Consider the following 9,881-nt stretch of genomic DNA (forward strand, 5'->3'; position numbering starts at 1 on the left):
ACCAATAAGTATAAAAACTTATTTGGTAGTCTTTTTTAGTCTAAAATGACATTAATATTAGACACATACAAGTAAATTTAGACAAAGTATCTGAGTATTGGCAATAAATATGATTGAAATAATCGCATTTAGAAGTGTCTAAAAAAACTGGCACAATACTTGCTTTGTATTATTTATAAATAATATAAAGAATTAAAATTTAAATCAAAAGGAGTAAATAATATGCAGGAGAAAATATTAAGAGATAAAAAGGCAAATGACCCATGGGCAAGAATGACTACAAGAAACGGATTTAGTGCAGATGAAATAATATCATCATTTCAAAAGGCTATAAGAAGAAATATGGTAGAAGAAGCATGTGAATTTGCTTATGAACTATATATATCATCACCAGAATTAGAAGATAAGTTGTGGAGAAGAATACTTACAATATCAGTTGAGGATATAGGAATGGGAGACCCATCAGCTATAATAATCATAAATAATTTAAATCAAGTAAGAAAGGAATATTCATATGCAGATGGAGATAGACCTTTATTTTTCATACATGCAATAAGATATCTTTGTGCATGTGAAAAAGATAGATCAAGTGACTTATTAAAAAATATAATTATAAAAGGATTTGCAATGGGTAAAGTCCCAGAAATTATGGATGTGGCACTTGATAAACATACATATAGAGGATTAGAAATGGGAAGAGATTCATTCCACTTCTTAAATGAAGCTAGCATAGTAATACCAGAAAAAAAGGTAGATAATGATTATAAAGAAAGATACTTAAAAATATTAGAAGAATATAAGCCAGAAGAAGCTATAGATACAGCTTTTAAATTTAATCACTGGCAGTACTAAGAATTAAAGCAAGAATTAAAGTATAAAACTATAAAATAAAAGAAATTAAATATTGCAGGAGGAATTTATTATGAATATTTTATTAGTATGTGCAAATGGAGCTTCAACAGGAGTACTTGTAGAAAAAATGAAAAGTTTTTGCAGTGAGCATGTAAAGCTAAAAACAAAAACTATAAATATAGATGCAACATCATTTGAAAATTTAAAATCATATATTCAAGTTAATGATATAGATGTAGTTCTTGTAGCTCCTCAAATTAGATTTAAGGAGGAGGATGTAGTTGAAGCTTGTAAAAATTATAAAATAGTAGTTGGTGTAATAGATACTAAACATTATGGTCGTATGGATGCCTCTTCTGTTATGAAGTCGGCAATCGAGCTATATAAAAATAGATAATTAGGGAGAGGATAAACATGGAAGCACTTCAAAATAATTTGAGAAAATTTCTTCTTCCAATAGCACAAAAGATTGAAAAGCAGAGGCATCTCCAAGCTATAAAAGAAGGTATGATAAGCATCACCCCAATAATAATTGTTGGTTCTTTAAGTATGCTATTTGTAGCTCTAAATAATATGTTACCTGAAGGAAGTGTAAAAACGTTATTATCTGAGAATATGGATACATTACTTATTCCAAATAAATTTACTATGAGCTTATTATCTATATACTCAGCCTTTTTTATAGCTCAAGCATTGGCTAAAAAATATAATCTTAATCATGTGGAAATAGGTATGACAGCCGTTATAGCACAACTTGTTGTATGTGGGCAAATAGTAGATGGTGCATTAGATACAAGTTATTTAGATGCTCAAGGTTTATTTGTAAGTATACTAATAGCACTTTTAGTAGTTGATATTACTAAGTTTATGAATGATAAAAATCTTGTAATTAGATTTCCAAAAGAAGTACCAAGTGTAGTAAATAAAAGTTTTAGAAATTTAACACCAATGATAGTATGTATAATGTTATTTACAGCAATAGCAGCAGTAACTAAAAATATACTAGGTCAGCCATTACCAGCTATTATAATGAATTTCTTAGCACCAGCTATAAGCAGTTTAGACAATGTCTTTGCAGTAATTATAATACTTTTTATAACTCAATTGTTATGGTTCTTTGGGCTTCATGGAGCAGCAATAACTTCAAGTATATGGATGCCAATAGCAGCTACATATATGGCAGAAAATGCGACACTAATAGCAGCTGGAGGAGACCCAAAACATGTGTTTACAATAGGGTTTTACTATGGTTTCTTACAAGTAACTGGGTCAGGAATAACTTTAGGACTAGTATATCTTATGTCGAGAAGTAAGAGTAAGAGTCTAAATAGTATGGGAAAAGTTGTGCTATTACCATCATTATTTGGGATAAATGAGCCAGTAATATTTGGAACGCCAATAGTTATGAATCCATATATGTTTGTACCATTTGTATTTGGACCTGTGCTAGTTGGAGCACTTAACTTTATGGCTTTAAAATTAGGATTAGTAGGATTACCTATTGCAGAACCTCCAGGATTTTTGCCTCCAGGAGTTGCAGCTTTTTTAATGACATTAGACTGGAAGGCTATAGTATTAGTATTTGCAAGTATAATACTTATGACCTTGATATATTATCCATTCTTTAAGATAATGGAGAAAGAGGAATTAAACAAAAATGCAGAATTAGCTACGGAATTAAGTGACGATAGCTTTGATTTTTAACTAGTCATTAGAAGGAGAAGGATATGATACCTGAAATAGAAGAAAAAGTATTTAGCATAATATCAGAATCAGGAGATGCTAAAAGTGATGTGATGATGTCCCTTAAAGAAATAAAAAAAGGTGACTATGATAAAGCTAAAAGACTTTTAGACTCAGCATCAGAAAAAATACAAACAGCATCAAAGAATCATTTAGAATTACTATCAAATGCTATGAACAGTGAAGATAGTGGAACTAATTTTTTAGTTGTACATTCTGAAGACCATTATTCAAATGCATTATTTGCTCACTCTTTAGTATCTGAGCTTGTAGACATATTTGAAATAATGGACCCAAGAAATGATAAGAATTAATTTTCATATAAATAGTGCTTGAAGTTTGGCTATAGTTTATTAATTTGGCAAATTTAATAAATGAACTCCCTTTTGCTTTAAAGTACTAGTATTTATAAAGTTATTTATAAATATAGTAAATTTTTAAATAGAAAAGGAGAAATTGTTATGGAGAAGTTTTCAGTAGTAATAGCTGGTGGAGGAAGTACATATACTCCAGAAATCATATTAATGTTGTTAGATAATCTAGATAGGTTACCATTAAGAGCTATTAAATTGTATGACAACGATGAAGAAAGACAAAATAAAGTAGCTAAAGCCTGTGAAATATTAATAAAAGAAAAGGACCCTACTATAGAGTATTTAGCAACAACATCCCCTGAAGAAGCTTATACAGATGTAGACTTTTGTTTGGCTCATATAAGAGTGGGAAAACTTGAAATGAGAGAATTAGATGAAAAAATACCTCTAAGACATGGGATAGTTGGTCAAGAAACATGTGGACCAGGTGGAATAGCTTATGGTATGAGGTCCATAGAAGGTGTGCTTGAAAATATAGACTATATGGAAAAGTATTCTCCAAATTGCTGGATGTTAAATTATTCTAATCCAGCATCCATAATAGCAGAAGCTGTTAGAAGGTTAAGACCTACTTCTAGAGTAATAAATATCTGTGATATGCCAATAGGTATGGAGCATAGTATAGCAAAGATTGCAGGGCTTGAATCTAGAAAAGATATGGATATAAGATATTTTGGATTAAATCATTTTGGTTGGTATACTTCAATTAAAGACAAAGAAGGAAATGAACTTTTGCCAAAATTAGTAGAGCATATAAAAGAGTATGGATTTATAAATGGTGAAGAAGGAATGAAAAATGATAAGAAGGATAGCTGGTTTGAAACTAATTTATTTACTAGAGAAATAGTAAAAACAGATTTGACTACAATACCAAGTAGTTACTTAAAGTACTATCTATTCCCAGATTATGTTGTAAATCATTCTGACGTAAATTACACTCGTGCTAATGAAGTAATTAATGGAAGAGAAAAAGAAGTATTTAGCTCATGTGCATTAATAGAAAAGCAAGGGCATTCTAATGGCAGTGGACTTGAGATAGGAATACATGCAGAGTTTATAGTTGATTTAGCTACAGCTCTAGCTTTTAATACTCATGAGCGTATGTTATTAATAGTTCAAAATAATGGAGCTATAGAAAATATACAATCTGATGCGATGGTTGAGATTCCATGTATAGTTGGAAAAGATGGGTATGAACCATTATCAATAGGAAAAATACCAACGTTTCAAAAGGGCTTAATGGAACAACAATTAGCAGTTGAAAAGTTAGTGGTTGATGCTTGGATTGAAAAATCATATAATAAACTGTGGCAAGCACTTATGCTATCTAAAACAGTTCCAAGTGCAACAGTAGCAAAAGAACTATTAGATGATTTAATAAAAGCAAATAAAAATTATTGGCCAGAACTTAACTAAGAATAATATATGGTTTTTTAGAATATTTAATTTATAAAGGTGTTAGCTTTAGAAGCTTTCACCTTTATTATTATTTAAAAATTTTACTGTTAAAGTAATAACAAATTGCATATTATTTTTATAAAGGTTTCTATAAAATACTTAAAATAATTCTATATTTTGTCTTTAAATATAATAATATTAAAAAATTTACACTTTTAACAGGATTTATGTAAGTGTTTATAGAAATAAATAAACATGTACATAATACATAATTATTTTACAATCCTAAAATATGAGAATGGAGAGATGGCTATGAAGTGGAGAGATTATGCTGCTGATGTAAATTTATTTGAGGATTTTGATAAGAGTATCAGGCCTCTAACTGACGAACAAAGAAAGAAAAATATAAACACTTTAATTGCATATTTTTCAAAAGAAGTTCCTTCTAAAATATACAATTTATCAAATGACGAAATTAAGCCTAGAGATATACTTAGAGGACTTTTGAATGTATATCCACCAAAAGAAATTGCTCCAGAAATACTTAATATGTTACATAATTTATTGTTAATTGAATGTGAAGAAAGAGAGTTAGTAGATGTAAATGATATAGAAGAAGTAGAGGAAGGTATTGCTATATGGAGAGGTAATATAACAAGTTTAAAAGCAGATGCAATAGTGAATGCTGCAAATAATAAGCTATTAGGATGCTTACAACCATTACATTTATGTGTAGATAATGAGATACATTCATGCGCAGGTCCTAGACTTAGAGAAGATTGTGATAAAATAATAAAAAAACAAGGTCATTTAGAATATACTGGAGATGCTAAAATAACAAGAGGTTATTGCCTACCTTCAAAATTTGTAGTACATACTGTTGGTCCTATTGTATCTGGTGGTCAACCAAGTAAAGAACAAGAAAAGCAACTACTTCATTGCTACAAATCATGTTTAAACACAATAAAAGAAATTGATGAAATAAAAAATATTGTTTTTTGTGGAATTTCTACAGGAGTATTTGGGTATCCAAAAAAAGAAGCAGCTAATCTTGCTGTAAGCAGAGTTAGATTATGGTTAAAAGAAAATCCTGAGAAAAACTTAAAAGTTGTATTTAATGTGTTTACTGAAGAGGAAGAAGAAAAATACAGAAGAATATTTAAATAATATTATATAATAAAATTCTAAAAATCTTTATTATATAATATAATAATTTATTAATACTAAATAAAATTTGTAATTTTAGTACATTAATGGGTATAATAGAAATCATAAGGGTAATATAAGTAATTGTTCTATTACTTAAAAATATAATATAGGAAATTGTATGGTAAATAAATATGAAAAATAATTTTAAAAATTATATTAATTTAAGCGATAAAGTTATAATTATATCAGTTGTGTTTCTGTTAATTCTATTAATTGTATCTTATATATTTGGTAAATTAGTTTATAATAGCTCAGTTGGTTCAGAACAACTAATAAAAAAAGAAGATGTGATAAAAGTATTTTCTAAGAGAAAAGATAAACCTCTAGAGAAATTAAAAAGCTATAAGACAGATGAATTAATGATACAAAGTTCTAATAATTACAAACTTGAAAGTATTTTTATAACTTCAAATATAAAGACAAAAGATACTATTATACTTGTTCATGGAATAGGAAGTTGCCACTATGAAATGCTAAAGGTAGCATATGGATACTTAGATAAAGGTTATAATGTATTAATTTATAATCAAAGAAACACAGGTAATAGTGGAGGCGATAATTATACATTTGGCCTTTATGAAAGGTATGATTTAGATAGTTTAGTTAAATTTATAAAAAATAAATTTCCAGATGGAAGATTAGGAATACATGGATTTTCTATGGGCGCAGGAACAGCTGCTATGCATACAGAGATAAACTCTAGAAATAGAGATGTGGATTTTTATATATTGGATTCTCCTTATTCTGAAATGAGAGAAGCGATTAGAATGGGAGTAATAGAAAAGCGCATACCAAAGGTATTAGTCGATTATGTAATAACATGTGGAGATTTATACAATAAGTTTAAATCTGGATTTTGGTACAGTGATGTAAGACCAGATGAGGCAGTTAAAAAATCTAATGTCCCTATACTATTTATACATGGAACAGAAGATAATGTCTGTGATTATAGAAATAGCCAAAAAATGTATGATTTAGTTAAACACGATAAAAAAGAGATATGGATTATAGAAGGTGTTGGTCATGTTGATGGATATGAGCATGATAAAACAGTATATTTCAATAAAATTTTTAAATTTATAGATAGTAATGTTGTTAATGATAAAAATTAATTGCATATTAATAGCTTATTTATTTTGGTATTTATCAAAAATAGATAAGCTATTTTTATGTTGAAATATAAATAATATTTAGTAATGTGAATTAATTTCTAGTAAAAATGAAAATAACTACCAATTAAATTCATTTATACCTCAAATGAAAGAGTTAGTATTATATTACAATAAAATCTAAAGAAAAGAGAGGTAGTATATATGAAAAACAAAGATAATAAAGATAAAGACATGTTGAATATGAAAGTGTTAAGGGGGTTAGGATTACTATTAATACTTTTTGATTATACAGGAGATACTTTAAACTTTTATAATTTCTTTGCGAAACCATTGGTATCGGGGAGTTTATATCAGATAGGAGGTACTGATTATATTGTATTTTTGTTATTTATTGTAGAATGTATATACCTAGTGGGAAGATATATCTTAAAAGTTAAAATAAATTGGTGTAAAGTTATTGAAAATGAAAAGGATACTTTTATAAATAATTTATTAGTTGAAAAAATACAAGAAGAAAGCAATATTGTATATAATGTATTAAATTCATACATATTGCCACATATATATAATAAAGGAAGAGTGTTGCTTGTTAGAATACATCATATGCTAATCTATGTTAAGGAAAAGTACTATTATGTGAATATCTATTAAATATAATAGTACTATGAAATTTACTATATTGAAATTTGTATTAACTGCTAAATTTAATAAGGTAAACATTTTTAAAAATGCACAAAAAATCGCAATTTATTTTGACCTTAAGTTATAAGTTCTGTGAAAAATTATAAGTCTTATGAAATAGATTGCGATTTTGATTCTATACTTCTGCTATGATTTTACCTGTATCAGTTAAGTCATATCCACCAAGACCTTGAAGTTCAGCCTTAAATTCAGCTGAGTTTATTATGTTAATTATGGTTTGGTAAACTGGATTTTGTAAGTCTTCTTTTTTGATGACTAAATCATAACGTTCCTTGTGAAGAGGAATAAAGTCAATATTATTTACTTGTAATGCTGCTTTTTCATTCCCTAAACCAACATCAGCTATTCCACGAGAAACAGTACTTGCAACCCCAAGGTGTGATAATTCTTCATTGTCATAACCTTTTATATGGTTACCATTAAAATTTAGAAGTCTAAGTTTACCATCAAGTAGAACTCTAGTACCAGCACCCTTTTCTCTGTTGACAAGAGTTATGTTTGGTCTAATTAAATCTTCCCAAGTTTTTATTTCTTTAGGATTACCTTTAGCAACATAAAAACCTTGCATTCTGTAAGCTAAATTTATAAGAACACATGGGATTCCTGGCAATAGTTTTTTAACAAAAGTACTATTATATTCATCTGTTTCAAAATCCCATAGATGAGATGATGCTATAGAAACCCTACCATTATACAATTCATATAAAGCATTATAACTACCTATATAAGAGCGAAATGTATTTACTCCATCTAATTTTTTTTCAACAGACCTAGCTAAAATATCTAATATTACATCTTGACCAGAAATAATAACTTTAAAATTATTATTTATAGATATATTTTTATTGTTAAATTGTGTATCTTTTATTTTACCAGTCTTTTGACTATTGATATATTCTTCAACATCTTTAATATCAACTCTTATTTTTTTCCCTACTTTATAAGAAGGAAGTTCACCTCTTTTGATTAATTCATATACAGTATTTTTTGTTATCTTTAATAATTCAGCTACCTCGACAGGCGTCAAAGATGATAATGAGTCCATAATACACCTCCATATAAGGTTATTTTAACATTAAAAAAAGAAAAATGTAGGAAAATATTTAAAAGTAATATAAATAATTTACTTGAAAATTTATTAGTAGGTATATATAATTAAGTTATACGTAACAAAACATGATAAAACATGATAAAACATATTGAAATGTGTATCAAATTTACAAAAAGGGAGATTGTTATGAAAAAAATATTGGGAATATTAGGGCTAGTTGCATGCTTAACTTTGGGGACAGTTGGATGCAATAGTAATGAAAGCAAGAAAGATGATGAAAAACAAGAAAAAACAAATAAAAGTAGTGAGACAGTAGAGTTAAACATATCGGCTGCGGCAAGTTTAAAAGAAGCAATGGCAAAGCTTGAAGAAGAATACAAAAAAGTTGATTCAGATGTAAAACTTATAGTTAACTATGGAGCATCAGGTTCATTACAACAACAGATAGAACAAGGAGCACCATGTGATTTATTCATTTCAGCAGGACAAAAACAAATGAAGGCATTGGATGAAGAAAAGTTATTAGTTTCTGATACAACGAAAGACTTAGTAAAAAATGATTTAGTTCTTATTTCTTCTACTGATAGTGATGTGTCTAGTATGAAAGATTTGACATCGGATAAAGTAAAGAAAATTGCTGTTGGTGAAGCTGAAAGTGTTCCAGCAGGGAAATATGCAGATGAAGTATTAACTAATTTAGATTTAAAAGATAAATTAAAAGACAAGTTAGTATTTGCAAAGGATGTAAAAGAAGTTTTAGCATGGGTACAATCAGGAAATGCTGACATTGGATTCGTTTACTTTAGTGATACTGTTAATAATGATAAGATAAAAGTAGTTGAAAAAACAGATGAAAAAACTCATTCACCTATTACATATCCAGTTTCAGTAATTAAAGCTAGTAAAAATGTAGATGCTGCTAAGAAATTTGAAGAGTTTTTGTTAAGTGATGCAGGTCAAAAGATTTTTGAAGAATTTGGGTACAAAAAAGTAGAATAAGTTTACAAATAAGTTATGTATATTAAGTATAAATTATATATAAATAAATGAAAATTGAAAATAATTGTATATTATAATAAAATGGAAATAGTGAAGTTAATAGACATATTAATTTCACTATTTCCATTTAAAATTAAGGAGGGAAAAATGGGAACAGATTGGTCACCTTTATGGATATCACTTAAGACATCTTTTTTGTCAACAGTGATAACTTTTATAATAGGAATATTTGTGTCATATATTATGGCTAATTATAGAGGCAAGTGGAAGGGTCTTATAGATGGGTTATTTACACTCCCATTGATTTTGCCACCAACAGTTGTAGGCTTCTTTTTATTATTGCTATGTGGGAAAAATGGTTTTGTAGGTAAGTTTTTGTTAAGTTTTGATTAAAAAATAGCTACGCACACTTGTGACTTTAGTCGTGAGTTAGTAGCTAAA

The 9,881-nt window shown here is 28.1% G+C and carries 11 protein-coding genes; 10 read left to right on the forward strand and 1 reads right to left on the reverse strand.

What is annotated here, in order from left to right:
* Positions 1-222: 222 nt before the first annotated feature.
* The 8 genes from Q3287_RS02745 to Q3287_RS02780 all read left to right on the forward strand — a co-directional run bounded on the left by Q3287_RS02745 (position 223) and on the right by Q3287_RS02780 (position 7,339).
* Positions 223-852, forward strand: coding sequence for a hypothetical protein (locus Q3287_RS02745; RefSeq protein WP_054269482.1), 630 nt, complete (start codon positions 223-225; stop codon positions 850-852).
* A gap of 70 nt (positions 853-922) precedes the next feature.
* On the forward strand, positions 923-1,249 hold the full coding sequence (locus Q3287_RS02750) for a PTS sugar transporter subunit IIB (RefSeq protein WP_407963485.1): 327 nt from the start codon (positions 923-925) through the stop codon (positions 1,247-1,249).
* Positions 1,250-1,266: 17 nt separating this feature from the next.
* Positions 1,267-2,556 (forward strand): PTS sugar transporter subunit IIC, encoded by a 1,290-nt coding sequence (locus Q3287_RS02755; protein WP_054269484.1) that lies wholly within the window; start codon positions 1,267-1,269, stop codon positions 2,554-2,556.
* 23 nt (positions 2,557-2,579) lie between these two features.
* Positions 2,580-2,909, forward strand: a complete 330-nt coding sequence (locus Q3287_RS02760; RefSeq protein ID WP_407963486.1) for a PTS lactose/cellobiose transporter subunit IIA — start codon at positions 2,580-2,582, stop codon at positions 2,907-2,909.
* Between the two features lie 147 nt (positions 2,910-3,056).
* The gene (locus Q3287_RS02765; protein WP_054269486.1) at positions 3,057-4,385 is read left to right on the forward strand and encodes a 6-phospho-alpha-glucosidase; all 1,329 of its coding nucleotides are present in this window, start codon (positions 3,057-3,059) and stop codon (positions 4,383-4,385) included.
* A 294-nt stretch (positions 4,386-4,679) separates the two neighbouring features.
* Complete coding sequence (locus Q3287_RS02770; protein ID WP_054269487.1) at positions 4,680-5,534, forward strand: protein-ADP-ribose hydrolase; 855 nt, start codon at positions 4,680-4,682, stop codon at positions 5,532-5,534.
* A gap of 173 nt (positions 5,535-5,707) precedes the next feature.
* Positions 5,708-6,688 carry an alpha/beta hydrolase gene (locus Q3287_RS02775; protein ID WP_407963487.1) on the forward strand — a complete coding sequence of 327 codons (981 nt, stop codon included), beginning with the start codon at positions 5,708-5,710 and terminating at the stop codon, positions 6,686-6,688.
* Between the two features lie 201 nt (positions 6,689-6,889).
* On the forward strand, positions 6,890-7,339 hold the full coding sequence (locus Q3287_RS02780; protein ID WP_054269489.1) for a hypothetical protein: 450 nt from the start codon (positions 6,890-6,892) through the stop codon (positions 7,337-7,339).
* A 166-nt stretch (positions 7,340-7,505) separates the two neighbouring features.
* Here Q3287_RS02780 and Q3287_RS02785 read toward each other — a convergent pair whose 3' ends face one another.
* On the reverse strand, positions 7,506-8,435 hold the full coding sequence (locus tag Q3287_RS02785) for a substrate-binding domain-containing protein (protein WP_407963488.1): 930 nt from the start codon (positions 8,433-8,435) through the stop codon (positions 7,506-7,508).
* A gap of 192 nt (positions 8,436-8,627) precedes the next feature.
* Here Q3287_RS02785 and modA point away from each other — a divergent pair, with 192 nt between their 5' ends.
* Together modA and Q3287_RS02795 are read left to right on the forward strand one after the other, a co-directional pair.
* Complete coding sequence (gene modA / locus Q3287_RS02790; RefSeq protein ID WP_407963489.1) at positions 8,628-9,440, forward strand: molybdate ABC transporter substrate-binding protein; 813 nt, start codon at positions 8,628-8,630, stop codon at positions 9,438-9,440.
* 147 nt (positions 9,441-9,587) lie between these two features.
* Positions 9,588-9,833 carry a hypothetical protein gene (locus tag Q3287_RS02795; RefSeq protein WP_407963490.1) on the forward strand — a complete coding sequence of 82 codons (246 nt, stop codon included), beginning with the start codon at positions 9,588-9,590 and terminating at the stop codon, positions 9,831-9,833.
* Positions 9,834-9,881: the final 48 nt, after the last annotated feature.

This window comes from Clostridioides sp. GD02404 (assembly GCF_045898275.1).
Taxonomy (GTDB): domain Bacteria; phylum Bacillota; class Clostridia; order Peptostreptococcales; family Peptostreptococcaceae; genus Clostridioides; species Clostridioides difficile_A.

Excerpts from the sequence above, each read along its gene's own strand:
- Q3287_RS02765 (WP_054269486.1), top strand. The coding sequence starts at position 3,057 with ATGGAGAAGTTTTCAGTAGTAATAGCTGGTGGAGGAAGTACATATACT.
- Q3287_RS02755 (WP_054269484.1), top strand. The coding sequence starts at position 1,267 with ATGGAAGCACTTCAAAATAATTTGAGAAAATTTCTTCTTCCAATAGCA.
- Q3287_RS02785 (WP_407963488.1), bottom strand. The coding sequence starts at position 8,435 with ATGGACTCATTATCATCTTTGACGCCTGTCGAGGTAGCTGAATTATTA.
- modA (WP_407963489.1), top strand. The coding sequence starts at position 8,628 with ATGAAAAAAATATTGGGAATATTAGGGCTAGTTGCATGCTTAACTTTG.
- Q3287_RS02795 (WP_407963490.1), top strand. The coding sequence starts at position 9,588 with ATGGGAACAGATTGGTCACCTTTATGGATATCACTTAAGACATCTTTT.
- Q3287_RS02775 (WP_407963487.1), top strand. The coding sequence starts at position 5,708 with ATGAAAAATAATTTTAAAAATTATATTAATTTAAGCGATAAAGTTATA.
- Q3287_RS02750 (WP_407963485.1), top strand. The coding sequence starts at position 923 with ATGAATATTTTATTAGTATGTGCAAATGGAGCTTCAACAGGAGTACTT.
- Q3287_RS02760 (WP_407963486.1), top strand. The coding sequence starts at position 2,580 with ATGATACCTGAAATAGAAGAAAAAGTATTTAGCATAATATCAGAATCA.
- Q3287_RS02770 (WP_054269487.1), top strand. The coding sequence starts at position 4,680 with ATGAAGTGGAGAGATTATGCTGCTGATGTAAATTTATTTGAGGATTTT.
- Q3287_RS02745 (WP_054269482.1), top strand. The coding sequence starts at position 223 with ATGCAGGAGAAAATATTAAGAGATAAAAAGGCAAATGACCCATGGGCA.
- Q3287_RS02780 (WP_054269489.1), top strand. The coding sequence starts at position 6,890 with ATGAAAAACAAAGATAATAAAGATAAAGACATGTTGAATATGAAAGTG.